We start from the raw sequence: 24518 nt of genomic DNA on the forward strand, positions 1-24518 counted from the left end.
AGGAGCAAAAAAAAGCGGCTCCTGAAATACAGGTCGCCGCTTTTTTTTGATGTCATAGACAGGAGTTATTTCACTTCGGATACACGAATGGTATTCGTTCTTCCTTTTTCGTGAAGCGGTGTCGATGATGTATTGATTACAATTTGGCCAGAAGTTACCAAGTTGTGTTCTTTCAACAGTCTGTTTACGTCTTGAATAGTGCCATCGGTGCTTTCAAACTTTTCATAGATAAACACGCGCACGCCCCATACCAGGCTTAATAGATTTAATAAATTTTTGTTGCCGGTGAACACGTAAATATCCGCATTAGGGCGATAGCTGGAGATTTCAAACGCCGTATAGCCGGATGAAGTCATGACAGCAATAGCTGATGCTTCTGTGTGTGCCGCTAAGTGAATAGAGGAACCGCAAATCGCATCAGGAATTCTGGTTTTCGTCTCATGCACACTCTGTTTACTGCTGTAATACGGATACGATGTTTGCTCAACGTGTGTGATGATTTTTGCCATGGTCTCGATAACGATCTCCGGAAATTCACCTACTGAAGTTTCGCCACTTAACATAACAGCATCCGCGCCATCCAATACCGAGTTTGCCACATCATTCACCTCTGCACGCGTAGGGCGAGGCGTCGTAATCATGCTTTCCAACATCTGCGTGGCGATGATAACCGGTTTTGATAGGTCACGACATTTCTGAACGATTACTTTTTGCAAACCTGGAACTTCTTCCATAGGCATTTCTACGCCCAAGTCACCACGAGCAACCATGACCGCGTCTGTCGCTTCGATGATAGCGTCGATGTTTTCAATGGCTTCTGGCTTTTCCACCTTCGCAATCACCAACGCGTGGCTTCCTTTAGCTTTAATAATTTCCTTACACTGGTAGATGTCTTCGGCAGAACGCACGAAAGACATAGCGATCCAATCTGCACCGTTATCGAGGGCAAAGTTCAGGTTGTCTAAATCTTCTTCTGTTAGCGAAGGAATGGATACTTTCGTATTGGGAAGATTGACGCCTTTCCGCGATGTCAATACACCACCATGCACCACTTCACATTTTACGGTATCTTTGTGGTTGGTGTGCAATACACGCAATTGTAACTTTCCATCATCCAAAAGAATGATTTCGCCGTCTTTAACATCGTTCGGGAAGTTCTCGTAAGTGATGTAGATACGATTTTCATCGCCGATAAGTTCTTCTGTTGTGATTTCCACTTCGGAACCGTTAATCAATACAGCGCCGCCTTCCTTCATCTTTCCGATACGGATTTTAGGCCCTTGTAAATCCGCTAATATTCCGACATTGAAAGGGTGCTCACTATTAATTTCTTTGATGGTATTGATCACTTTTAAGTGGTCTTCCTGACTTCCATGAGAGAAGTTCAAGCGACACACATCCACACCTTTGGCAATCAAATTGGTCAATATAGTTTTGTCCGAGGATGCTGGACCCAGTGTGGCTACAATTTTAGTCCTTTTTTGAATCTTGTTCATTTACAATATTTTATTTATGTACGTCTGTTTGTGTTCTCTTTTATAAAAACCTGTGCCGCAAAAATAGCAATCTGTTTTTAAGTTAGGTTTACTAAAGTGTAAAATTTACACTTTGCTATAGCTAAAGCACTAAAATATAAGATTTTCTTTGGATTTCAATGAAGTTGGGTCTAATTCTTTCGTTAACATCACTTCATTGATGGCCTTCACTTCATCCATAAGTGCTTTCAAATCTTCCGGATCGATATAGTGTTTGACGATGAGGAAGTAATCAAAATTTGGGAGTTCGGGTACCAATAGTCCACCTTCGCTGCTTCGATTGTTTAGCAAGTAGAATTCAAATTCGAAATTTACATCACAATAGCGGTAAATCGTAAAATAATGCTTCAGCGTGCCTTTTTGCTTCGTTTTTTCAAAGATGATGTGGTAATCCATCTCATCCCGATCTTTCTCCTTGACATAGCCTTTATGATCCAGATAATCCTCTTTACCTCTTTTGAAAGCAAGGCCCGTATTTTTTGAAATAAAGTGACAAAGCCTGTAGTCACGGAGCGAAGAACTAATGCCCACCAACACAAAATCGAGCTCCAAATCGAAGTCGAGGTCTAGCGTTAAATGTCGTTTTGTTATGCTCACAGCTGTCAAAAATTAATGTCGAAAATAAGAAAAAAATACCTAACAAATCGTTTTTTATACCTGAAGTCGAATGTTGGACAAAGTTCTTGGTAGATAAAAAAATAATTATTAATATTGAATATGTGGCTAATAGCGGCCGTTTTCAAAACAAAGCCTAAATAAAAACGTTCTTATTTCAAATCTTCAATCCAAAAAGGTTTGATATTTGGGGAAATTTATTTTTCTTTGCACAGATTTATTAAACAATTAAACTATAAAATCATGTCAGATATCGCATCAAGAGTAAAAGCAATTATCGTTGAAAAGTTAGGTGTAGACGAAAACGAAGTGACACCAGAAGCTTCCTTCACGAATGATTTAGGTGCAGACTCACTTGATACAGTTGAGTTGATCATGGAATTCGAAAAAGAATTTAACGTAGCTATTCCTGACGACCAAGCTGAAAACATCAGTACTGTAGGTCAAGCTATCTCTTACTTAGAAAAGAACGTTAATAACTAATTTATTAGGCCAAACATATTTAATGGAGCTTAAAAGAGTAGTTGTAACAGGGTTAGGCGCTCTTACACCACTAGGTAATACCGTCCCAGCATACTGGGATGGGTTGATTAATGGTGTAAGCGGCGCTGCTCCTATTACGCATTTCGATGCATCAAAATTTAAGACCCAATTCGCTTGTGAAGTGAAGGGATTTGATCCACATGATTTTATGGATCGTAAGGAGGCTCGCAAAGTCGATCCTTTTGTACAGTATGCTATCGCTTCCACAGACGAAGCCGTTAAGGATGCTGCACTAGAATTTGATAAATTAGATACCAACCGAATTGGTGTCATTTGGGGGTCGGGAATTGGTGGTTTAAAAACATTTCTGGACGAAGTTGTAACCTACGCGAAGGGAGACGGTACGCCGCGATTCAATCCGTTCTTTATTCCAAAGATGCTTGTTGATATTGCTCCCGGGCATATTTCTATGCGTCATGGCTTAAGAGGTCCCAATTTCTCCGCAGTTTCAGCCTGTGCTTCGGCCACCAACGCGATGATAGATGCGTTCAACTATATTCGGATGGGTATGGCAGACGTGATCATTACCGGCGGCTCAGAGGCTACTGTAAACGAAGCTGGAATCGGTGGTTTTAATGCTATGCATGCGTTATCGACGAGAAATGACGATCCAAAAACGGCATCACGCCCTTTTGATAAAGACCGTGATGGTTTTGTTTCAGGAGAAGGTTCTGGCGCCATTATTTTGGAAAGTTTGGAACACGCTCTAGCACGGGGTGCCAAGATCTATGCGGAAGTGGCCGGTGGAGGAATGAGTGCAGATGCTTACCATATTACCGCTTCGCACCCAGAAGGGCTAGGCGCTAAACTGGCGATGAGTAAGGCGATTACCGACGCAAGTTTCACCTTCGCAGATGTGGATTATATCAACGTACACGGTACCTCAACCCCAGTCGGAGACATCAGCGAAACAAAGGCAATCATTGATCTTTTCGGAGAACAAGCTTATAAACTGAACATAAGCTCTACAAAGTCGATGACAGGGCATTTGCTAGGCGCGGCAGGGGCTATCGAAGCTATCGCTTCGATCCTTTCTGTGAAAAACGATATTGTGCCTCCAACAATTAACCATTTCACCGACGATCCACAAATCGACAATAACCTTAATTTTACATTCAATACGGCTCAACAGCGCGTGGTGAATGCAGCATTAAGTAATACCTTCGGTTTTGGTGGGCATAATGCTTCCATCATTGTGAAAAAGTATCATGCTTAATTTCGTTAAGATGATCATGTAGATACAGTGAAATAGGTAGTTTTGATGAGGAACTACCTATTTCCTATTTTAAATTACAGGATGCCTTTTTCAAGGATTTATTATTTATATCTTTCTCCCAACCGAGCTTACATCCGTAAACTTAAGAATGTTCTTGGCTTTGTGCCTGGAAATATAAAGTTGTACAGGATGGCGTTTCGGCATAAATCTGTCGCCACGACAATCAAGGATGGTGTGAAGAATAGTAATGAACGTCTCGAATTTCTCGGCGATGCGGTGCTGGGATCTGTGGTGGCCGAACTGTTGTTTAAGCTGTACCCCTATAAAGATGAGGGCTTTCTTACCGAACTTCGTTCCAAAATTGTGAGCCGTGTCAATCTAAATCAGCTGTCTCGCAAGTTGGGCCTCAACGAATTTATAGAGTATGATGCCCGCATGATTAGCTACCCCAATAAGCAGAGCTCTCTTCTAGGCGACGCCTTTGAGGCCGTGATTGGCGCCGTTTACATGGACAAAGGCTATGCTTTTACCCGCGAATTTTTATTAACCCGCATCATTAAGCCGCACGTGGACATCCATATGCTCGAAGTGACGGAAACGAATTTCAAAAGTAGACTTATCGAGTGGTGCCAGCATTACGGCAAGGAAATACAATTCGTACAGGTTGCTAACCCACCCGGAGATTCTTCGAAGCTATTTCATGTCGAGGTCGTGATTGATGGGGAAACCTGTGGCTTCGGTAAAGATTTCAATAAAAAAAGTGCAGAAAAGCTAGCCGCAGAGAAAGCCTGTGAGCTGCTTAAAATATTCGAAGTCGAAGAGTTTTCGCGCTAAACTAACCTTTCTCTTTTCGTTCCTATATAGTACCTTTGCCGTATGGCAAATATCAAACCTTCCTTAGCTAAAGGAACCCGCGATTTTTCCCCTCGGGAGATGGAAAAGCGGAACCATATTTTTAACACCCTGAAAGCTGTTTTCAAAAAATTTGGATACAGTGAAATCCAAACGCCTTCCTTCGAAAATCTTTCTACACTAACCGGTAAGTACGGGGAAGAAGGAGATAAGCTGATTTTTAAGATCCTGAATTCAGGGGATTACCTTGCTAAGGCGCCCGCTGACCTGCTGGATAGCAGAAATGCGAACAGCCTGACTAAGCATATATCAGAGAAGGCTTTGCGCTATGACCTGACTGTTCCCTTCGCGCGTTACGTTGTGATGCACCAACATGAATTGACACTCCCTTTTAAACGTTTCCAAATACAGCCCGTATGGCGAGCCGATCGCCCGCAGCGTGGTCGATATAGAGAATTCTTTCAGTGTGATGTCGATGTCGTGGGGTCGCCCTCTTTACTTAACGAAGCTGAATTTATATTGATCTATCACGAGGCGCTTTCTGCATTGGGTTTGCGGGATTTTACAGTGAAAATCAACAACCGGAAGATATTGTCGGGTATTGCTGAAGTAATCGGTAAGCCGGCACTGATCGTAGATATGACCGTGGCTATCGATAAGCTTGACAAGATTGGCTTGGAGGGTGTAAATAAGGAGCTTTTGGAGCGTGGTTTTACGAGCGAGGATTTGGATATACTCAAGCCGATAATTCTATTGGAAGGTAATAATGAGCAGAAGCTTGCTGCGTTAAAATCTGTTTTGCAATCCTCGACTCAAGGACTGGCTGGTGTTGCCGAGATCGAAGAAGTGTTTGCCTACTTGGAATCTTTTGGCGCCACAGATTTGCTGCGCGAACGCGTGGAAGTCGACATTACGCTTGCGCGCGGTCTGAATTACTACACCGGCTGTATTTTTGAAGTAAAAACCAATGAGGTGGCTATGGGAAGCATCGGGGGCGGCGGCCGTTATGATGATTTGACGGGTATGTTTGGCCTCAAAGACCTCACAGGCGTTGGCGTCTCTTTTGGGGCAGATCGTATCTACGATGTTTTGGAAGAATTGAACCTTTTTCCATCGTCAGCAAATGCATCGACCACCGTCCTGATCATTAATTTTGACAAGACGATAGAAGCCTATTCCCTTCGTTTGCTGGCCAATTTGCGTGCGCAAGGTATTGCCGCTGAGCTCTATCCTGCGGCGGTGAAGTTGAAGAAGCAAATGAGCTATGCAGATGATAAGAATATCCCCTATGTATTACTCGTTGGCGATGAAGAAATGAATTCGGGCAATCTATCGTTAAAAAACATGAAAACCGGTGAGCAGGGAACGATGCGCTTAGAAGATTTAGTGCTGTTCCTAAAAAAGTGAATGCTGCAGCGGCTTCGATCCGATGCTTAAAAGCCACATCTGGGAAATATTATTTTGACAAAAAAGCCCCATTTCATAGCTATATTTTATCTGAAATATCGTTATAAATGATTAGATTTGTGGTCGTATTAGTAAAGAAATTCAATACTTTAAAATGAGTTCAACACCTATAACAAAAGAAACATATCTAGAGTGGTATAAATCTATGCTGCTTATGCGTAAGTTCGAAGAGAAGACAGGACAGCTCTACGGGCAACAAAAAATTCGTGGCTTTTGTCACTTGTATATCGGCCAGGAGGCTGTCATGGCGGGCACCATGTCTGTTATTGGCGCCGAAGATTCCGTTATTACGGCTTACAGAGATCACGCGCATGCATTGGCAAAAGGTGTTTCTGCGAACGAATGTATGGCAGAGATGTTTGGCAAGATTACAGGTTGTTCAAAAGGTAAAGGTGGTTCGATGCACTTTTTCTCTAAAGAGCATAAGATGATGGGTGGTCACGGTATCGTTGGTGGCCAGATTCCATTGGGCGCGGGTATCGCTTTCGCAGAAAAGTATCTAGGTAATACCAATGTGAATGTTTGTTATATGGGTGATGGTGCCGTGCGTCAAGGTGCGTTCAACGAGACGTTGAACATGGCTATGACATGGAAACTGCCTGTTATTTTTGTTTGTGAAAACAACGGATATGCCATGGGCACGTCTGTAGCGCGTACGACGAACATGATGGACATCTACAAAATGGGTCATGGCTTTGATATGCCAAGTGCGCCGGTAGATGGCATGGATGTTGTCGCTGTACACAATGCAATGGATGAAGCTGTTCAGCGCGCTCGTGCAGGTGAAGGGCCAACATTCCTTGAAATTCGTACATACCGTTACAAAGGACACTCGATGTCAGATCCTGCGAAATACCGTACAAAAGAAGAGCTAGAAGAATTCAAAGGAAGAGATCCATTATTGTCGACAAAGGCAGCCATCGTAGAAAATAAATATGCAGATGATGCTTGGTTTGCAGAAGTGGATGCAGAAATCAAGAAAATTGTGGACGAGTCTGTTAAATTCGCAGAGGAGTCAGAATATCCAGATGCTTCTGAAATCTACAAAGATGTCTATGTTCAAGAGGATTACCCTTTTATAATGGACTAATTTCACAGAATTACTTTAACTTAAAGATATAATCTACTATAACAAATGGCTGAAGTAGTAAGAATGCCGAAAATGAGCGACACCATGACCGAAGGTGTTATCGCTAAATGGCACAAAAAAGTCGGTGATAAGGTAAACTCAGGCGATTTAGTTGCTGAAGTTGAAACAGATAAAGCAACGATGGATTTCGAATCGTATCAAGAGGGAACTTTGTTGTACATCGGCCCGAAAGAGGGCGAAGCAGTTGCTATTGATGCCGTGATCGCCGTGTTGGGTGAAGAGGGTGAAGATTACCAAGCTTTATTGGACGGGGGAGATGCTCCAGCGGACAACGAAGAGGCGAAGGAAGAAAAAGCGCCTGAAGCAAAAGAAGAAAAAGCAGATGCAGACGCTGGTTCTAGCGATGAGTCGGTATCGGCAGAAGATTTAGACTGCACCGTTATTACGATGCCTTTACTAAGCGATACCATGACTGAAGGGGTCATTGCACAGTGGAACTTCAAAGTGGGCGATACCATTAAATCTGACGATGCGATCGCTGACGTAGAGACGGATAAAGCGACCATGGAAGTTACGGCCTACGCAGATGGAACATTGTTACATATTGGTGTTGAAGCCGGACAGGCAGCCAAAGTCAACGATATCATAGCCATCGTTGGTCCGGAAGGGACAGATGTGACACCTTTGTTGAACCAGAAATCAGGATCAGCATCGAAGGCAAAAACAGAAACGAAGAGCGAAGATAAACCTGCTGCGAAAGAAGAAGCAAAAGCAGAGTCTACAGCGACTTCCGGTGAAGAGGATGATGCGCGCGTGAAAGCGTCGCCTTTGGCTCGTAAGATAGCAAAAGATAAAGGTATCAATTTAAACGATGTGAAAGGATCGGCAGATGGCGGTCGTATCGTGAAAAAAGATGTCGAAAGCTTCAAACCTGCTGAAAAAGCCGAAGCTCCAAAGGCTTCAGCTGCTCCGTCTGCCGGAACGACAGAAACAAAATCGATCACTTTACCACAATATATTGGTGAAGAGAAATATACAGAGCAAGGCATTTCGCAAATGCGTAAAACAATCGCTCGCCGTTTAGGGGAGTCGTTGTTCACAGCGCCGCATTTTTACCTAACGATTTCTATCGATATGGATAATGCTATCGAAGCCCGCGGACAGATCAATACAGTGGCACCGGTAAAGGTATCTTTCAATGACATCGTCATCAAAGCTGTAGCCGTAGCATTGAAACAACACCCAGCGGTAAACTCGTCTTGGAAAGGTGATAAAATCCGATTCAACGAGCACGTAAACGTTGGTGTGGCTATGGCTGTCGAAGACGGCTTGCTTGTGCCGGTTGTTCGTTTTGCAGATGGCAAGTCATTGTCCCATATCTCTGCGGAAGTTAAGGAGTATGGGCAAAAAGCAAAAGCCAAGAAATTGCAACCTGCCGATTGGGAGGGATCAACTTTCACCGTGTCTAACCTAGGTATGTTCGGTATTGATGAATTTACATCAATTATCAACTCTCCAGATGGCGCTATTCTATCGGTTGGTGCTATCCAACAAATTCCTGTTGTTAAAAACGGTGCGATAGTTCCGGGTAACATCATGAAGTTGACGCTAGGCTGTGACCACCGTGTGGTAGATGGTGCTACAGGTGCTGCATTCCTTCAAACATTGAAAGGTTTGCTAGAGGCTCCGATTCGCTTATTAGCATAATATTTAATACATATTTGTAAAGCACTTTGGGCGACCAAAGTGCTTTTTTCGTTTGGTGTATGTCGGTTTTCAGCCTCGTCTCGGCTTTAATTGCAACAAGCTTGTTTTAAATAACGTCAAATTATTTTTTTATTGATTTTTCTGGGAATAAGTGCTATTTTGGAAAAATACATAAGTAGATAGTACGAACGATATAGACAAAAGGTAAATAGTGAAATTTAAAATTTTTAACGCAATATATTTTGCGGCAATAGTTGGCGTGGTAGGCTGTTCATCCCCGGAAGCAAAACAAAAAGAGATTATACAAAAACAAGGAGAAAAAGATAGTGTTTCATTGGTTTATGACCCCGCTAGTGCTGACAGGGAGATCGACGCCTTTATGCAAAACCTTCATAAGAAATCGGCCTTTAACGGTGCCGTACTCGTTGCTAGAAAGGGTAAAATTTTATATCAAAATACGTTTGGCTGGGCAGATTATCTCTTGAAAGATAGTCTTACTATTCAGTCAAAATTCGAGTTGGCTTCTCTCTCCAAACCCCTTACGGCGATAGGGATTTTAAAGCTTGTTGAGAACGGGAAGCTTAATCTAGATCAAACGGTAAACGATTTTTTTCCGGATTTTCCCTATCCCGGTGTCACCATGAAGATGTTACTGTCTCATCGCAGCGGTTTACCCAATTACGTTTATTTCGCCGAGGATGTGTGGCCGGACAAGAAAAAGGCGATGAGTAATATGGATGCAATGAGCCTCTTGACGCAGCATAAGCCTGCTCGTTATGGCGCACCAGATGGACGTTTTCTATACAATAATTCCAACTTTATGGTACTGGCATCGGTCATCGAGAAAATTACGGGGCAAGATTTTGGTGTGTACATGAAGGAAACCGTGTTTGATCCGGCCGGAATGAAACACACGGCGGTATTATCCAAAGCGGTGTATGAGAAAATCCCTACCAATGTGATCGGTCACGATAAAGTGTGGAGAAGATCGGTCGTGCAAAATTTTCTAGATGGCCCTGTCGGTGATAAAGGTATTTACAGTACGGTGCAAGACCTATATCTGCTGGACATTGCGTTGAAAGACGGCCGTGTCGTAGATAAAGCCTTGCTCGATTCTGCTTATATACCACGTAGCGATGCGAAACGTAGCTTATTTAGCTACGGATATGGATGGCGTACGTTCTCTCCAAAAGAAGCGCAGATTGTATACCACACCGGTTGGTGGCATGGGTTCAGAAACTTGTACGTGCGCGATTTGACCGATGACATTACGATAGTATTGCTTTCGAACATGGCGAATGGAAGTTTGGTCAAGCTTGACGACTTGTATAAGATCTTAAAAATGCCTATTTTGAGGCAAAACGCCTACAATGCGAACGGCGATTTTATCGTTAATTAATTTATAGAGAAGCTATGAAAAGGACATTGATATTAGGAGCCAGCACAAACCCTGCACGATATTCCTATTTAGTTGCCAATAAGTTGGTAAGAAAAGGGCATGAGATCGTAAATATCGGGCGTAAAGTTGGGAAAGTTGCGGGTGTAGAAATTGAGGAAATGCAAAAGCCCTATAGTGATATTGATACAATCACCTTATACGTCGGGCCGCAAAATCAACCACCGTATTACGATTATATTTTACAGACGAAGCCCAAACGTGTTATCTTCAATCCGGGTACGGAAAATGAAGAACTGCGTTCGAAGTTAAACCATGCTGGGATCGAAAGCATTGAAGCGTGCACACTCGTGATGTTAAATACCGGTCAGTACTAACGTATTGTACCCTACCATTTAAAAACACCTAACGCCAAAAACCGTTAGGTGTTTTTTTATGTGGGGGCGGGTACAACGCCGATGGAATGCGGAAAGGGCGTATTTGTCGATTCGAGCAACGAAATGTACAGGTATTCACGAACGATGTTTCGACGATAGCGACGGCTCGAGACACTTTTAGAAGGAACGTTGTAAGGAGGTGGAAGGTAAACGATGCCAACTATGCCCGGTCTAAAGAAATTAAAAAATAATCCACTAACTCTTTGATAGTTACAAAAAACTTATTTACCTTTGCAATCCCTTAGGGGGAATTGTGTCTTGAGCGAAGCCCTACTGCTTCGAAGGACGTTTAATTAATTTATTTATAACATGTCAGGAATTATTGGTAAAAAAGTAGGAATGACCAGCCTGTTCGATGCGGAAGGGAAGAATATCCCTTGTACAGTAATTGAGGCTGGGCCGTGCGTGGTAACGCATATACGTACGGTAGAGAAGGATGGCTATGCGGCTCTTCAACTTGGCTATGATGATGCTAAGGAAAAGAACACGACAGCGCCTTTAAAAGGACACTTCGCGAAAGCGGGCGTGACTCCTAAGCGTAAACTAGTTGAGTTCAAAACTTTCGAGGATGAGAAACAACTAGGTGACATCGTGGATGTAACTATTTTTGCTGAAGGCGAGTATGTAGACGTAGTCGGTACTTCCAAAGGTAAAGGTTTCCAAGGTGTAATGAAGCGTCACGGATTTGGTGGTGTAGGTGGTGCGACTCACGGTCAGCACAACAGACTACGTGCTCCAGGTTCATTGGGTGCTTCTTCTTGGCCTTCACGTGTATTCAAAGGAATGCGCATGGCGGGTCGTACAGGTGGTGAGCGCGTGAAGGTTCAAAATTTACAAATTTTGAAAGTTTATGCCGATCAAAACCTAATTGTTGTTAGTGGTTCCATTCCAGGAGCTAAAGGTTCATATGTAATCGTAGACAAATAGTAGAGATGGAAGTTAACGTATTAAATTTATCAGGTAAAGAAACAGGTGCCAAGGTGCAACTGCCTGAGTCAGTATTCGGTGTAAAGCCTAACGACCATGCGATCTATTTGGATGTGAAACAATACCTAGCGAACCAACGCCAAGGAACTCACAAATCCAAACAACGTAATGAAATCGCGGGTTCTACGCGTAAATTACACAAACAAAAAGGTACAGGTGGAGCTCGTGCGGGTTCTATCAAATCTCCATTGTTTAACGGTGGTGGTCGTGTATTCGGTCCTCAACCGCGTGACTACAGCTTTAAATTGAACAAAAAATTAAAGCAAGTAGCCCGTAAATCAGCATTGAGCTACAAAGCACAAGAAAACAATATTTTGGTATTGGATGAAGTAAACTTCGAATCTATCAAAACAAAGAATTATGTGTCTTTGATCAACGCGTTGAACGTAGCTGACGAGAAAACATTATTGGTTTTGCCAGCATACGATAACAATGTTTATTTATCAAGCAGAAATTTGAAGAAAACAAAAGTAATCGCAGCATCAGATTTGAACACGTATGACGTGTTGAACGCTACAAAACTTTTGTTAACTGCAGATACTGTTAAAACTTTGGAGGAAGCATTCGCTAAGTAATATGGAAATTATCAAAAAACCTATTTTGACTGAGAAAGCTTCGTTGTTAACGGAGAAATTAAACCGTTACTCTTTCAAGGTTGATCACAGAGCTAATAAGATCCAGATCAAACAAGCTGTTGAAGAAATGTTCGGTGTAACTGTATTAGCAGTAAACACATCGGTTGTAGCTGGTAAAGCAAAGAGCCGTTACACGAAAGCTGGTTTCGTTTCTGGAAGAAGCCCTAAGTATAAAAAAGCCATCATCACGGTGAAAGATGGCGAAACTATTGACTTTTACAGTACACTATAATAAGAAATGGCAGTTAAAAGATTCAAACCGGTTACCCCTGGTACGCGATTCAGAGTAGGTGCAGACTACTCTGATGTTACTACAAACGTTCCTGAAAAGTCGTTAGTAGTAGGAAGCAATAAAAGATCAGGCGGACGTAATAAATCCGGTAAAATGACTATGCGTTACATCGGTGGGGGACACAAAAAATCATACCGATTGATAGATTTTAAACGCGATAAAAAAGATGTCCCTGCAAAAGTTGCTACCATTGAGTACGATCCAAATCGTACAGCACGTATTGCTTTGTTGCACTACGCAGATGGTGAGAAACGCTATATCGTTGCTCCAGCTGGTTTAACAGTTGGCCAAACGGTTATTGCAGGAGAATCAGTAGCCCCAGAAGTTGGTAATACATTACCATTAGCAAACATTCCACTTGGTTCGATCATTCATAACATCGAGTTGAATCCAGGCCAAGGCGGATCTATCGCGCGTTCTGCAGGAACATATGCGCAGTTGTCTGCTCGTGACGGTAAGTATGCCATCATCAAATTGCCTTCAGGCGAGACTCGTATGATCTTGTTAACTTGTGTTGCGACAATAGGTTCGGTATCGAATGCTGAGAAAGCAAACCAAGTGCTAGGTAAAGCAGGTCGTAAGCGCCACTTAGGTCGTCGTCCTCGCGTTCGTGGTGTTGCCATGAACCCGGTTGATCACCCTATGGGTGGTGGTGAAGGCCGTACATCCGGAGGTCACCCTCGCTCACGCACAGGTGTGTTAGCTAAAGGCTTCAAGACACGCTACAAGAAGAAAACATCGAATCGTTACATCATTGAGAGAAGGAAAAAATAATGGCTCGTTCAATTAAAAAAGGTCCTTATATCGATCACAACTTAGAGAGAAAAGTTCTTTCTATGAATGAAACAAACAAAAAATCAGTTATCAAAACTTGGTCACGTAGATCAATGATTTCTCCTGATTTTGTTGGCCATACCTTCGCAGTGCACAACGGGAACAAATTTATTCCTGTGTATGTAACGGAGAATATGGTTGGTCACAAGCTTGGTGAATTTGCGCCTACGCGTACATTCAAAGGCCACGCAGAAAAGAAAAAATAATTAGGTAATGGAAGCAACAAAAAAACTGAAAAAATCTGTCCTTATCAGACAGCGCAAAGAGCAGGAAAAAGCTCAAGTAGGAGGAGCTTCTACTGCCAAGTTATTGAACTGCCCTACTTCGCCTCGTAAAATGCGTTTAGTGGTAGATCTTATCCGTGGCGAAAAAGTAGAGACCGCTCTTTACATCTTGAAGCACACAGGTAAAGAAGCAGCTGCTCGTGTTGAGAAACTGTTATTATCAGCAATCAAAAACTGGGAAGCTAGCAACGAAGGTGCATCTTTGGAAAACAGCGCTTTGTTTGTAAAAGAGATATCTGTTGGTGGTGGTCGTCAATTGAAAAGATTGCGTCCGGCTCCTCAAGGCCGTGGATACAGAATTCGTAAACGTTCAAACCACGTAACCTTGGTCGTAGATAGTTTAAACAACGTAAACAACTAATTTAGAATAAGAATGGGACAAAAAGCAAATCCAATAGGTAGCAGATTAGGGATCATCAAAGGATGGGATTCTAACTGGTTCGGAGGCAACAACTATTCTGATAAGTTAGTTGAAGACGAAAAAATCAGAAAATATCTGTCTGTACGTATCGCAAAAGGTGGTGTAGCAAAAGTTGTTATCGAAAGAACGTTAAAGCGTATCACGGTAACTATCCATACTGCACGTCCAGGTATCGTTATCGGTAAAGGCGGTCAAGAAGTTGACAAGATCAAAGAAGAGTTGAAAAAACTGACTAAAAAGGATGTTCAAATCAACATTTTTGAGATCAAACGCCCAGAGCTTGATGCGAAGCTAGTAGCAGAAGGTATCGCTAAGCAACTTGAAGCACGTATTTCATTCCGTCGTGCGATGAAAACAACCATCGCTTCGACTATGCGCATGGGTGCTGAAGGTATCAAGGTAATGTGTTCTGGTCGTTTAGGCGGTGCTGAAATGGCACGTACTGAGCAGTACAAAGAAGGAAGAACTCCTTTGCACACATTGCGTGCTGATATCGATTATGCACTTGCAGAAGCATTGACTACTTACGGTAAAATCGGTGTTAAAGTTTGGATCTGTAAAGGTGAAGTTTACGGTAAACGTGATCTATCTCCAAACATCGGCCAAACATCAAACACGAAAACCCGTGGCGGAAATGAAGGTGCTGGCGAACGTCGTGAGCGCGATAACCGCAAAGGTGGACGTGGCGGTAACAACCGTGGTGGCAACAACAACCGTGGTGGCAACAACCGCGGTGGTTCAAACAGAGGATAATAAGTTTAATAGATTACAACAGATGTTCGCCGTTGAGGTGAATTAAATAAAATACGAACATGTTACAGCCAAAAAGAACAAAGTTCAGAAAGATGCAGAAAGGCCGCATGAAAGGTAACGCTTCCCGTGGAGCGGATTTAGCTTTCGGTTCTTTCGGTATCAAGTCAATGGAGCCAGCATGGATCACGAGTCGCCAGATTGAGGCAGCACGTATCGCCGTAACACGTTATATGAAACGTGAAGGTCAAGTGTGGATCCGTATTTTCCCTGACAAGCCTGTTACCAAAAAACCTGCAGAGGTACGTATGGGTAAAGGTAAAGGTGCTCCAGAATACTGGGTAGCGGTAGTGCGCCCGGGCCGCATGTTATTTGAAGCAGAAGGTGTGCCTTTGGAAATTGCCAAAGAAGCATTGCGTTTAGCTGCTCAAAAATTGCCGGTTCAAACTAAGTTTGTTATACGTAGAGATTACGTAGAAGCATAAAAATCGTTGGTAATGTCAATAGTTTAGCCTTGTGGCCGTTACCCACAAGGCACTTTATAAACAGAATTGATAACCCAGCATAACACTGAAAGAAAATGAAAAATTCAGAAATCATCGAATTATCACAAGAGGAACTTACAGCACGTCTGAAAGAAGAGAAAGCTGCCCTCAACAAGTTGAAATTTGCACATGCTGTTTCTGCTGTAGAGAATCCTAATGTTATCAAAGCTGCGCGCAGAAATATCGCGCGTATCGCGACAGAGGTTTCCAAGCGTAAAAACGAAGCTAAATCACAAGAAACAGCCTCTGAGGCGTAAAAAGCAAAGTCGAAATGGAAAGAAAATTAAGAAAAACAAGAATCGGCTTAGTAGTTAGCAACAAGATGGACAAATCTATCGTGGTAACGGTTGAACGTAAAGTAAAGCACCCTATCTACGGTAAGTTCGTTAAAAAAACTACTAAATTTAAAGCTCATGACGAAACTAATACCTGCGGTATCGGCGATACGGTATTAATCATGGAAACTCGTCCGCTGAGTAAGACAAAGAACTGGAGATTAGTTGAAATTTTAGAAAGAGCTAAATAATGGTACAACAGGAATCAAGATTAAATGTGGCCGACAACTCAGGAGCTAAAGAAGTTTTAGTAATCCGTGTATTGGGCGGTACGCGCAAGCGTTATGCATCTATCGGTGATAAAATCGTTGTTACCGTGAAAAGCGCTATACCTTCAGGAAACGTAAAAAAAGGATCCGTTTCTAAAGCAGTTGTTGTTCGTACGAAAAAAGAAATCCGTCGTAAAGATGGTTCTTACATTCGTTTCGATGACAACGCAGCAGTATTGTTGAATAATAATGATGAACCACGTGGAACGCGTATTTTCGGGCCAGTAGCTCGTGAATTACGGGAGAAGCAGTTCATGAAGATTGTATCACTAGCACCGGAGGTTTTATAATTATGGCACAGAAAACAAAAACAACTCACAAAATCAAAATCAAAAAAGGTGATTTAGTGAAAGTTATCGCTGGTAACTCCAAAGGTAAGCAAGGAAAAGTATTGCAAATTTTGGTGGACTCGAATAGAGCTGTCGTAGAAGGCGCTAACATCGTAAAAAAACACACTAAACCTAGCGCAGCTAACCCTAATGGTGGTATCATCGAGAAAGAAGCTGCAATCACGATCTCTAATTTAGCTTTGATCGACCCTAAAACAGGAGAAACTACTCGTGTTGGTCGTCGGGTTAATGCGGATGGTAAAATTGTTCGTTACGCAAAAAAATCAGGGGAGGAAATTAAATAATGACTTACGTACCAAGATTAAAAGCGAAATACGCGGAAGAAATCCGTACAGCGCTTAAAGATAAATTCCAGTATAAAAGCGTTATGCAAGTTCCTAAACTGGAGAAAATTGTAGTGTCCCAAGGTGTGGGTGCAGCTACAGCAGACAAAAAGTTGATCGATGCTTCTATTTCGGAGCTTACAACGATCACCGGTCAGCAAGCTGTTGCAACCAAATCTAAAAAGGATATCTCGAACTTCAAATTGCGTAAAGGTATGCCTGTTGGTGCACGTGTTACACTACGCGACAACAACATGTATGAGTTCTTAGATCGTTTGATCTCTGTATCGTTGCCTCGTATCCGTGATTTCCGCGGTATCAACGATAAAGGTTTCGACGGAAGAGGTAACTATAACCTTGGTATTACGGAGCAAATTATCTTCCCAGAAATCAACATTGACAAGATCAACAAGATTCAGGGTATGGATATTACTTTTGTAACTTCAGCAGGTAACGATATCGAAGCATTGGAGTTATTGAAACAATTCGGTTTACCGTTCAAAAATCAAAACACAAACAACAATGGCTAAAGAAGGATTAAAAGCACGCGAAGTAAAGCGTCAGAAATTGGTCGCTAAGTTTGCTGAGAAACGTGCCGCTTTAAAAGAGGCAGGTGATTATGCAGCTTTAGATAAATTACCAAAGAATGCTTCACCAGTACGTTTACACAACCGTTGTAAGTTAACTGGTCGTCCAAGAGGGTATATGCGTCAATTCGGTATTTCACGTGTTACATTCCGTGAGATGGCATTAGACGGCAAGATCCCGGGAGTGAAAAAAGCTTCTTGGTAATCAGAAAAAAAACTTTTACTTTTGCCCGGATAAACCCGCTAAGGGTTTATCGGGTTTTTTTCGTATTGCACAATTTATGTACAGACAACAGGTCCGGGAGTTAGGTTAGTCCAGGAAACCATTGTCATAATTTTAATATCTAATGAATACAGATCCAATAGCGGATTACCTTACACGAGTAAGGAATGCCATTAAGGCCAACCACAGGGTTGTTGAAATTCCTGCATCGAACCTTAAAAAAGAGATCACTAAAGTTCTTTTTGACAAAGGTTACATTGCTAACTACAAATTCGAAGAAAACGGTCCACAAGGATCGATCAAAGTTGCTTTGAAGTACCACCCAGTTAGCAAAATTCCGGCTATTCGCACATTGACACGTGTGAGTAAACCTGGTTTAAGAAAGTATGCAAGTGTAGGAGACATGCCTCGCGTTTTGAACGGTTTGGGTATTGCTATCTTGTCAACCTCTAAAGGTGTAATGACAGATAAAGAAGCCCGCGTACAGAATGTAGGTGGCGAAGTTTTATGTTACGTTTATTAATCTAGGTAAAAAACACAAAAGAAATGTCAAGAATTGGAAAAGCGCCTATCGCTATTCCCTCGGGAGTAACGATTACTGTATCAGATAAAAATCTGGTTACGGTTAAAGGACCAAAGGGCGAACTAACACAACAGGTAGATCGTGACATTACCATTCAACAAGAAGAAGGTAATGTACTTGTAACACGTCCTACTGAACAAAAGAAACACAAAGCATTACATGGATTGTACCGCGCCTTGATCAATAACATGGTTGTAGGTGTTACAGAAGGTTACAAAACTACACAAGAATTAGTTGGTGTGGGTTACCGTGCTTCAAACACAGGTAATACATTAGAGCTAACCTTAGGTTTCTCTCACCAGATTGTTTTCGTATTGCCAAAGGAAATTACAGTATCAACTACAGCTGAAAAAGGTAAAAACCCAACCATCATTTTGGAATCTGCGGATAAACAATTGATCGGACAGGTTGCAGCAAAAATCCGTAGCTTCCGTAAGCCAGAGCCGTACAAAGGTAAAGGTGTTAAGTTTGCGGGTGAAGTATTGAGAAGAAAAGCAGGTAAATCAGCTAAAAAATAATAACCATGGCAGCAAATAAAACATCTCGCAGAGAGCGAATCAAAAAAGGAATCAGAAAGAACCTTGCTGGGTCGGTTGAACGTCCACGGTTATCTGTTTTCAGAAGCAACAAAGGCATCTACGCACAAATTATCGACGATACAAACGGCAAAACATTAGTTTCTGCATCTTCAATTTCTAAAGATTTTGCAGCATCAGGAACAAAGATCGAGCAGTCTAAAGCCGTTGGTAAATTGGTTGCAGAGAAAGCTGTAGCAGCAGGAATTAGCAAAGTAGTTTTTGACCGTAATGGGTACTTATACCATGGCCGTGTAAAATCATTGGCTGAAGGTGCTCGCGAGGGCGGTTTAGACTTTTAATCAAGAGAAAACATGGCATTAAGCAATATAAAAAGAGTAAAATCAAGCGAGATTGAATTGAAAGATCGCTTAGTTAGTATTCAACGCGTGGCGAAAGTAACAAAAGGTGGTCGTACCTTCAGCTTTTCCGCTATTGTCGTTGTTGGTGATGAAAATGGTATCGTAGGCTATGGTCTAGGAAAAGCGAAAGAGGTTACAGAAGCGATCACGAAAGGTATCGATGACGCAAAGAAAAACTTGATCAAAGTTCCTATCATCAACGGTACTGTTCCTCACGAACAATATGGTAAGTATTCTGGTGGACGCGTGTTGGTTCAGCCAGCTGTTCACGGTACAGGTGTACTTGCAGGTGGCGCGATGCGTGCCGTACTGGAAAGTGCTGGTATCAAAGACGTATTGGCAAAATCATTAGGCTCATCCAATCCGCATAACGTGGTGAAAGCAACAATCGATGCATTGGGAAGCCTTCGTGATGCCTATACGGTTGCACAGAACCGCGGCGTCGATTTAAATAAAGTATTTAACGGTTAATTATCATGGCAAAAATTAAAATCACCCAGATAAAGAGCGTTATCGACAGAAGCGAGCGCCAAAAGAAAACTATCGAAGCATTGGGTTTGAAAAAAATCAATCATTCGGTAGAAGTTGAAGCTACTCCAGCCGTAATCGGTATGGTTAGAAAAGTGAACCACTTAGTAGCTATCGAAACTATCTAATACGATATGGAAAGCGTCTGCGGATGCTTTCCATATCCGTTTTATATTTCTATTTTTAATCGTTACGACCTGTTTAGTGAGAGCGAAGGCGTAACACAATCTTAAACAAAATGAATTTAAGTAATTTAAGACCAGCTAAAGGTTCCGTAAAAAACAAAAAACGTATCGGTAGAGGTCAAGGTTCTGGTCGTGGTGGTACATCCACTCGTGGTCACAAAGGAGCTGGTTCACGTTCAGGTACATCAACGAAGATTGGCTTCGAAGGTGGTCAAATGCCTTTGCAACGTCGTGTGCCTAAATTTGGTTTCAAGAACATTAACCGTGTAGAATATGTAGGTGTTAACTTAGATGTTCTTCAAGCGTTGGTAGAGAAACACAACCTAACAGTTGTTGATTTCGAAGCGTTACGTGTTCATGGCCTAGCTTCTAAAAATGACTTGATCAAGATCTTAGGTCGTGGCGAGTTTACGGCTAAAATCGAAGTAAGCGCACATGCGTTTTCTGCGTCAGCACAACAAGCTATAGAAGCTGCAGGTGGTTCTATCGTAAAACTTTAATACTACATGAAGAAACTAATCACAACCTTAACCAATATTTGGAAAATCGAAGATTTACGTAATCGTATCATTACGACTTTACTACTTCTTCTAATCTATCGTATCGGTTGTCACGTGGTTTTACCAGGTGTCAATCCCGATGCATTAGGCGCAAAAGGTAACGATGGTAATAGCATATTAGACTTGATCAATATGTTTGCCGGAGGATCGTTCTCGCGCTCGGCAATATTTGCTTTGGGCGTGATGCCTTATATCTCTGCGTCGATCGTTGTTCAGTTATTGGGGATTGCGGTTCCTGCGTTTCAGAAGATGCAAAAAGAAGGCGAATCTGGTCGTAAGAAAATGAACCAGATTACGCGCTACCTGACATTGGCCATCACGTTGGTGCAAGCTGTCGCTTATGTGAAAACACAAGTTCCAGCGGAAGCGAAAACGCTTGCTGAGCCTTTGTTTACCGTTCTTTCTGCTATTGTTTTGACTGCAGGTACTTTGTTTGTGATGTGGCTCGGTGAAAAGATTACCGATAAAGGTATTGGGAATGGTATTTCGTTGATCATTATGGCGGGTATCATTGCACAATTACCAGCTGGTATTGTGGCCGAATGGGGATCGCGTATGAGTCCTAGTGGTGGTGGACCTATTCCATTGCTATTGGAATTCGTGGCACTGTTCTTCGTCGTGATTTTTGCTATATTAGTTGTGCAAGGTATCCGTAAGGTTCCTGTGCAGTATGCAAAGAAAATTGTCGGGAACAAGCAAGTTGGCGGTGTTCGTCAGTACATTCCTTTGAAAGTGAATGCTGCAGGTGTAATGCCGATCATCTTTGCGCAAGCGATCATGTTTTTACCCATGGCTTTATCGCAATTTTTTCCAAATTTACAGTCTGACTTTTTAGCTTCATTAAGTAACTATACATCGGTAGCATATAACGTGACCTTTGCGGTACTTATTATTGCATTCACGTTCTTTTATACCGCCATTATGGTTAATCCGCAGCAAATGTCTGAGGATATGAAGAAAAACGGTGGATTTATCCCCGGCATTAAGCCAGGTTACGACACTAATATTTTTATTGACAATGTAATTTCCAGAATTACCTTCCCTGGTGCTATATTCATTGCTATTATAGCAATTATGCCCGCACTGGCCGGTAAGCTTGGCGTGAACAATCAGTTTGCCCATTTCTATGGAGGTACATCATTGTTGATTTTGGTGGGTGTGGTATTAGATACACTTCAACAAATCGAAAGCCATTTATTGATGCGTCATTACGACGGCTTGATGAAGACCGGTAGAGTAAAGGGCCGTTCAACAGCGGCACCCGTTGAAGGAATCGATCAATCAGCAATTTAATAAATGTCTAAAGTTTATTATAAAACAGAAGATCAAATCGAGCAAATACGAGAGTCAGCAAATGTACTCTCGTTATTGCTTGCTGAGATAGCAAAGGAAATAAAGCCAGGCATTACCACCTTATCTTTAGATAAACTAGCTTACGATTATATTCATGATCATGGCGGTACACCAGCATTCCTAAACTACCACGGTTTCCCTTATTCACTTTGTATTTCCGTTAATGACCAAATCGTACATGGCTTTCCAAGTGATTATGTGATCAAAGACGGTGATTTGGTATCAGTCGATGGAGGTGTTAACCTTAACGGCTTTATCAGCGATTCGGCGTATACCTTCGGAGTAGGTGAAGTTTCTGCGGAAGCGCAACAATTGTTGGATGTTACTAAAGCGTCGTTATTCAAAGGCGTAGAGCAGGCCGTTGCCGGCAAGCGTGTTGGTGATATATCTGCGGCAGTACAGGAACATGTTGCTCCCTTTAACTATGGTATCGTCCGTGAATTAGTTGGTCATGGCGTAGGTTTACATTTACACGAGAAGCCCGAGGTTCCTAATTATGGAAAACGTGGCGCAGGGCCAAAACTGGAAACAGGGTTGGTGATCTGTATCGAACCTATGATTAATGCGGGAAAAGCCGGGGTTAAATTTTGGGATGATGGATGGACGGTGAGTACAATCGATGGCAAACTGTCAGCGCATTTTGAGCAGATGGTAGCTATTCGAAAAGGGCAGCCGGACGTACTGCTCACGTTCGAGCATGTCGAGAAAGTTTTGGATAAAAAGTAATTGGTTTTCAATATTTTTATTTATCTTTGCACTCCTGTTTGTGCAGGCTAAAATGTAAATTAAGTTAGAGCATATGGCTAAACAAGCCTCAATAGAACAAGACGGTATAATTAGGGAAGCACTTTCTAACGCCATGTTTCGGGTAGAATTGGAAAATGGGCACGAAATTATCGCGCACATTTCTGGTAAAATGCGGATGCATTATATCAAGATTCTCCCTGGGGATAAGGTGAAGTTGGAGATGTCTCCCTACGATTTAACAAAGGGGCGAATTACATACCGTTACAAATAGGCGGCTTGTCTTTTTCTCTATTCACAGCTTTTAAAATATTAATACAATGAAAGTTAGAGCATCTATAAAAAAACGCAGCGCGGATTGCAAGATCATTCGTCGCAAAGGTAAAGTTTTTGTAATCAACAAAAAGAACCCTAAGTTCAAGCAACGTCAGGGCTAATTAAGAATCAAATAATCGCATAAAGTATACTATGGCAAGGATATCAGGTATAGATTTACCTAAAAACAAAAGAGGCGTTATTGGCCTTACCTACATATTCGGTATCGGTCGTTCTACTGCTGCTTATATCTTAGAAAAAGCAGGTATCAGTGAAGACGTAAAGGTTTCTGAATGGAATGATGATCAATTAGCAGCTATTCGTACCATCATCAACGATGAAGTTAAAGTTGAAGGCGCGTTGCGTTCGGAAGTTCAGTTGAACATTAAGCGTTTAATGGATATTGGTTGTTACCGTGGTCTACGTCACCGTAAGCATTTACCAGTTCGTGGCCAACGCACAAAAAACAACACGCGTACTCGTAAAGGTAAACGTAAAACAGTTGCAAACAAGAAAAAAGCTACTAAATAATAATTAAGAAATGGCTAAGAGTAAAAAGGTTACTAAAAAGCGTATCGTCGTTATCGAGCCTGTTGGTCAAGCTCATATCAACGCTACCTTTAACAACATCATCATCACGTTAACAAACAATCAAGGACAAACTATTTCTTGGTCTTCAGCTGGTAAAATGGGCTTCAGAGGTTCGAAAAAGAACACACCATACGCAGCAGGTCAAGCCGCAAATGACTGTGGTAAAGTTGCTCACGATTTGGGTTTACGCAAAGTTGAAGTTTTTGTAAAAGGTCCGGGTGCTGGACGTGAGTCGGCTATTCGTACATTACAAACTGTTGGAATCGACGTGACTACGATCAAAGATATCACTCCGCTTCCACACAACGGTTGTCGTCCTCCAAAACGCAGAAGAGTTTAATTAGTTTATTGTTTAAGATAAGATTCTCCAGCTATAGGCTGACAGATACTTCAAACAGAAAAGAAAATGGCAAGATATACAGGACCTAAGTCCAAAATAGCTCGTAAATTCAGAGAACCAATTTTTGGACCTGATAAGGCACTAGAAAAAAAGAATTATCCTCCCGGACAACACGGTCCATCAAAAAGAAGAGGTAAACAATCTGAATACGCTATTCAGTTGTTAGAAAAACAAAAAGCGAAATACACATACGGTGTGTTGGAGCGTCAATTCCGTACATTGTTCGGAAAAGCTTCTGCTAAACAAGGTATTACAGGGGAGAACTTCCTAAGATTATTGGAAGCTCGTTTGGATAACGTTGTTTACCGTTTAGGTATCGCGCCAACACGTTCAGGAGCACGTCAGTTGGTATCCCATAAGCACATTACTGTTAACGGCGAAGTTGTTAACATCCCATCATATAGCTTACGTCCAGGCGACGTAATCGCAGTTCGCGAGCGTTCAAAATCTCTTGAAGCGATCTCTACTTCTGTAGAAGGCAGAAAGATCAACAAATTCAATTGGTTAGAGTGGAATGCGAACGAGTTACAAGGTACATTTGTTACTTTCCCGGAAAGAGCAGACATCCCTGAAAACATTAAAGAGAATTTAATCGTAGAGTTGTACTCTAAATAATAAGTAATTTAAGT

At 42.0% G+C, this 24518-nt stretch carries 37 protein-coding genes; 35 read left to right on the top strand and 2 right to left on the bottom strand.

Annotated elements, in window-relative coordinates; translation table 11 throughout:
- Positions 1-65: 65 nt before the first annotated feature.
- Positions 66-1496, bottom strand: coding sequence for a pyruvate kinase (gene pyk / locus B0I21_RS09810; RefSeq protein ID WP_133640290.1), 1431 nt, complete (start codon positions 1494-1496; stop codon positions 66-68).
- Positions 1497-1625: 129 nt separating this feature from the next.
- Positions 1626-2132: an IPExxxVDY family protein gene (locus tag B0I21_RS09815; RefSeq protein ID WP_243836011.1), complete on the bottom strand. Its 507-nt coding sequence runs from the start codon at positions 2130-2132 to the stop codon at positions 1626-1628.
- A gap of 261 nt (positions 2133-2393) precedes the next feature.
- Here B0I21_RS09815 and B0I21_RS09820 point away from each other — a divergent pair, with 261 nt between their 5' ends.
- From B0I21_RS09820 to rpsD, 35 genes are all read left to right on the top strand, one after another.
- Positions 2394-2633, top strand: coding sequence for an acyl carrier protein (locus B0I21_RS09820; RefSeq protein ID WP_037498900.1), 240 nt, complete (start codon positions 2394-2396; stop codon positions 2631-2633).
- Between the two features lie 22 nt (positions 2634-2655).
- On the top strand, positions 2656-3909 hold the full coding sequence (gene fabF, locus B0I21_RS09825) for a beta-ketoacyl-ACP synthase II (protein ID WP_133640291.1): 1254 nt from the start codon (positions 2656-2658) through the stop codon (positions 3907-3909).
- 81 nt (positions 3910-3990) lie between these two features.
- A complete protein-coding gene (gene rnc / locus B0I21_RS09830) occupies positions 3991-4743 on the top strand; it encodes a ribonuclease III (RefSeq protein WP_208292317.1) in 753 nt (250 codons plus the stop codon).
- Positions 4744-4785: 42 nt separating this feature from the next.
- Positions 4786-6168: a histidine--tRNA ligase gene (gene hisS / locus B0I21_RS09835; protein WP_133640292.1), complete on the top strand. Its 1383-nt coding sequence runs from the start codon at positions 4786-4788 to the stop codon at positions 6166-6168.
- A 154-nt stretch (positions 6169-6322) separates the two neighbouring features.
- Positions 6323-7318, top strand: a complete 996-nt coding sequence (pdhA, locus tag B0I21_RS09840; protein ID WP_133640293.1) for a pyruvate dehydrogenase (acetyl-transferring) E1 component subunit alpha — start codon at positions 6323-6325, stop codon at positions 7316-7318.
- A 45-nt stretch (positions 7319-7363) separates the two neighbouring features.
- Entirely contained in the window at positions 7364-9025 is a 1662-nt protein-coding gene (locus tag B0I21_RS09845) for a dihydrolipoamide acetyltransferase family protein (RefSeq protein WP_133640294.1), read from the top strand.
- Positions 9026-9233: 208 nt separating this feature from the next.
- Positions 9234-10424, top strand: coding sequence for a serine hydrolase domain-containing protein (locus tag B0I21_RS09850; protein ID WP_133640295.1), 1191 nt, complete (start codon positions 9234-9236; stop codon positions 10422-10424).
- 14 nt (positions 10425-10438) lie between these two features.
- Positions 10439-10798: a CoA-binding protein gene (locus tag B0I21_RS09855; RefSeq protein ID WP_133640296.1), complete on the top strand. Its 360-nt coding sequence runs from the start codon at positions 10439-10441 to the stop codon at positions 10796-10798.
- A gap of 369 nt (positions 10799-11167) precedes the next feature.
- Positions 11168-11785 carry a 50S ribosomal protein L3 gene (gene rplC, locus B0I21_RS09860; RefSeq protein WP_037498919.1) on the top strand — a complete coding sequence of 206 codons (618 nt, stop codon included), beginning with the start codon at positions 11168-11170 and terminating at the stop codon, positions 11783-11785.
- Between the two features lie 5 nt (positions 11786-11790).
- Positions 11791-12420, top strand: a complete 630-nt coding sequence (gene rplD, locus B0I21_RS09865) for a 50S ribosomal protein L4 (protein ID WP_133640297.1) — start codon at positions 11791-11793, stop codon at positions 12418-12420.
- Position 12421: 1 nt separating this feature from the next.
- A complete protein-coding gene (rplW, locus tag B0I21_RS09870) occupies positions 12422-12712 on the top strand; it encodes a 50S ribosomal protein L23 (RefSeq protein WP_133640298.1) in 291 nt (96 codons plus the stop codon).
- A gap of 6 nt (positions 12713-12718) precedes the next feature.
- The gene (gene rplB / locus B0I21_RS09875) at positions 12719-13546 is read left to right on the top strand and encodes a 50S ribosomal protein L2 (protein WP_133640299.1); all 828 of its coding nucleotides are present in this window, start codon (positions 12719-12721) and stop codon (positions 13544-13546) included.
- Entirely contained in the window at positions 13546-13812 is a 267-nt protein-coding gene (rpsS, locus tag B0I21_RS09880) for a 30S ribosomal protein S19 (protein WP_037498931.1), read from the top strand. The genes rplB and rpsS overlap by 1 nt, the downstream gene beginning before the upstream one ends.
- A gap of 7 nt (positions 13813-13819) precedes the next feature.
- Positions 13820-14251 (top strand): 50S ribosomal protein L22, encoded by a 432-nt coding sequence (gene rplV / locus B0I21_RS09885; protein ID WP_037498935.1) that lies wholly within the window; start codon positions 13820-13822, stop codon positions 14249-14251.
- A gap of 12 nt (positions 14252-14263) precedes the next feature.
- Positions 14264-15064 carry a 30S ribosomal protein S3 gene (gene rpsC, locus B0I21_RS09890; protein WP_133640300.1) on the top strand — a complete coding sequence of 267 codons (801 nt, stop codon included), beginning with the start codon at positions 14264-14266 and terminating at the stop codon, positions 15062-15064.
- Positions 15065-15123: 59 nt separating this feature from the next.
- Positions 15124-15546, top strand: coding sequence for a 50S ribosomal protein L16 (gene rplP, locus B0I21_RS09895; RefSeq protein WP_037498941.1), 423 nt, complete (start codon positions 15124-15126; stop codon positions 15544-15546).
- A gap of 95 nt (positions 15547-15641) precedes the next feature.
- A complete protein-coding gene (gene rpmC, locus B0I21_RS09900; protein WP_133640301.1) occupies positions 15642-15863 on the top strand; it encodes a 50S ribosomal protein L29 in 222 nt (73 codons plus the stop codon).
- Between the two features lie 14 nt (positions 15864-15877).
- Entirely contained in the window at positions 15878-16132 is a 255-nt protein-coding gene (gene rpsQ, locus B0I21_RS09905; protein ID WP_037498947.1) for a 30S ribosomal protein S17, read from the top strand.
- Positions 16132-16500, top strand: a complete 369-nt coding sequence (rplN, locus tag B0I21_RS09910) for a 50S ribosomal protein L14 (protein WP_037498951.1) — start codon at positions 16132-16134, stop codon at positions 16498-16500. Before rpsQ ends, rplN begins: the two co-directional genes overlap by 1 nt.
- A gap of 2 nt (positions 16501-16502) precedes the next feature.
- Positions 16503-16844, top strand: coding sequence for a 50S ribosomal protein L24 (gene rplX, locus B0I21_RS09915; protein WP_133640302.1), 342 nt, complete (start codon positions 16503-16505; stop codon positions 16842-16844).
- Entirely contained in the window at positions 16844-17413 is a 570-nt protein-coding gene (rplE, locus tag B0I21_RS09920) for a 50S ribosomal protein L5 (RefSeq protein ID WP_133640303.1), read from the top strand. Before rplX ends, rplE begins: the two co-directional genes overlap by 1 nt.
- On the top strand, positions 17406-17675 hold the full coding sequence (gene rpsN, locus B0I21_RS09925) for a 30S ribosomal protein S14 (protein WP_037498958.1): 270 nt from the start codon (positions 17406-17408) through the stop codon (positions 17673-17675). Before rplE ends, rpsN begins: the two co-directional genes overlap by 8 nt.
- Positions 17676-17817: 142 nt before the next feature.
- On the top strand, positions 17818-18216 hold the full coding sequence (gene rpsH / locus B0I21_RS09930; protein WP_133640304.1) for a 30S ribosomal protein S8: 399 nt from the start codon (positions 17818-17820) through the stop codon (positions 18214-18216).
- A 23-nt stretch (positions 18217-18239) separates the two neighbouring features.
- A complete protein-coding gene (gene rplF / locus B0I21_RS09935) occupies positions 18240-18794 on the top strand; it encodes a 50S ribosomal protein L6 (RefSeq protein WP_133640305.1) in 555 nt (184 codons plus the stop codon).
- Between the two features lie 5 nt (positions 18795-18799).
- Positions 18800-19153, top strand: coding sequence for a 50S ribosomal protein L18 (rplR, locus tag B0I21_RS09940; RefSeq protein WP_133640306.1), 354 nt, complete (start codon positions 18800-18802; stop codon positions 19151-19153).
- 12 nt (positions 19154-19165) lie between these two features.
- Positions 19166-19684, top strand: coding sequence for a 30S ribosomal protein S5 (gene rpsE / locus B0I21_RS09945; protein ID WP_037498970.1), 519 nt, complete (start codon positions 19166-19168; stop codon positions 19682-19684).
- A gap of 5 nt (positions 19685-19689) precedes the next feature.
- Complete coding sequence (gene rpmD, locus B0I21_RS09950; protein ID WP_133640307.1) at positions 19690-19869, top strand: 50S ribosomal protein L30; 180 nt, start codon at positions 19690-19692, stop codon at positions 19867-19869.
- Between the two features lie 110 nt (positions 19870-19979).
- Complete coding sequence (gene rplO, locus B0I21_RS09955) at positions 19980-20426, top strand: 50S ribosomal protein L15 (RefSeq protein ID WP_133640308.1); 447 nt, start codon at positions 19980-19982, stop codon at positions 20424-20426.
- A gap of 6 nt (positions 20427-20432) precedes the next feature.
- Positions 20433-21779, top strand: coding sequence for a preprotein translocase subunit SecY (gene secY / locus B0I21_RS09960; protein WP_037498976.1), 1347 nt, complete (start codon positions 20433-20435; stop codon positions 21777-21779).
- A 3-nt stretch (positions 21780-21782) separates the two neighbouring features.
- A complete protein-coding gene (gene map, locus B0I21_RS09965; protein WP_133640309.1) occupies positions 21783-22565 on the top strand; it encodes a type I methionyl aminopeptidase in 783 nt (260 codons plus the stop codon).
- 73 nt (positions 22566-22638) lie between these two features.
- Positions 22639-22857, top strand: coding sequence for a translation initiation factor IF-1 (gene infA, locus B0I21_RS09970; RefSeq protein ID WP_002997456.1), 219 nt, complete (start codon positions 22639-22641; stop codon positions 22855-22857).
- A gap of 46 nt (positions 22858-22903) precedes the next feature.
- Positions 22904-23020: a type B 50S ribosomal protein L36 gene (gene ykgO, locus B0I21_RS09975; RefSeq protein ID WP_013665024.1), complete on the top strand. Its 117-nt coding sequence runs from the start codon at positions 22904-22906 to the stop codon at positions 23018-23020.
- 31 nt (positions 23021-23051) lie between these two features.
- Entirely contained in the window at positions 23052-23429 is a 378-nt protein-coding gene (gene rpsM / locus B0I21_RS09980; RefSeq protein WP_133640310.1) for a 30S ribosomal protein S13, read from the top strand.
- Positions 23430-23439: 10 nt separating this feature from the next.
- Positions 23440-23829 (top strand): 30S ribosomal protein S11, encoded by a 390-nt coding sequence (gene rpsK, locus B0I21_RS09985; RefSeq protein ID WP_037498983.1) that lies wholly within the window; start codon positions 23440-23442, stop codon positions 23827-23829.
- Positions 23830-23895: 66 nt separating this feature from the next.
- The gene (rpsD, locus tag B0I21_RS09990) at positions 23896-24504 is read left to right on the top strand and encodes a 30S ribosomal protein S4 (protein ID WP_037498984.1); all 609 of its coding nucleotides are present in this window, start codon (positions 23896-23898) and stop codon (positions 24502-24504) included.
- The last annotated feature ends 14 nt before the right edge of the window (positions 24505-24518 follow it).

This window comes from Sphingobacterium paludis (genome assembly GCF_004364125.1).
Lineage (GTDB): Bacteria > Bacteroidota > Bacteroidia > Sphingobacteriales > Sphingobacteriaceae > Sphingobacterium > Sphingobacterium paludis.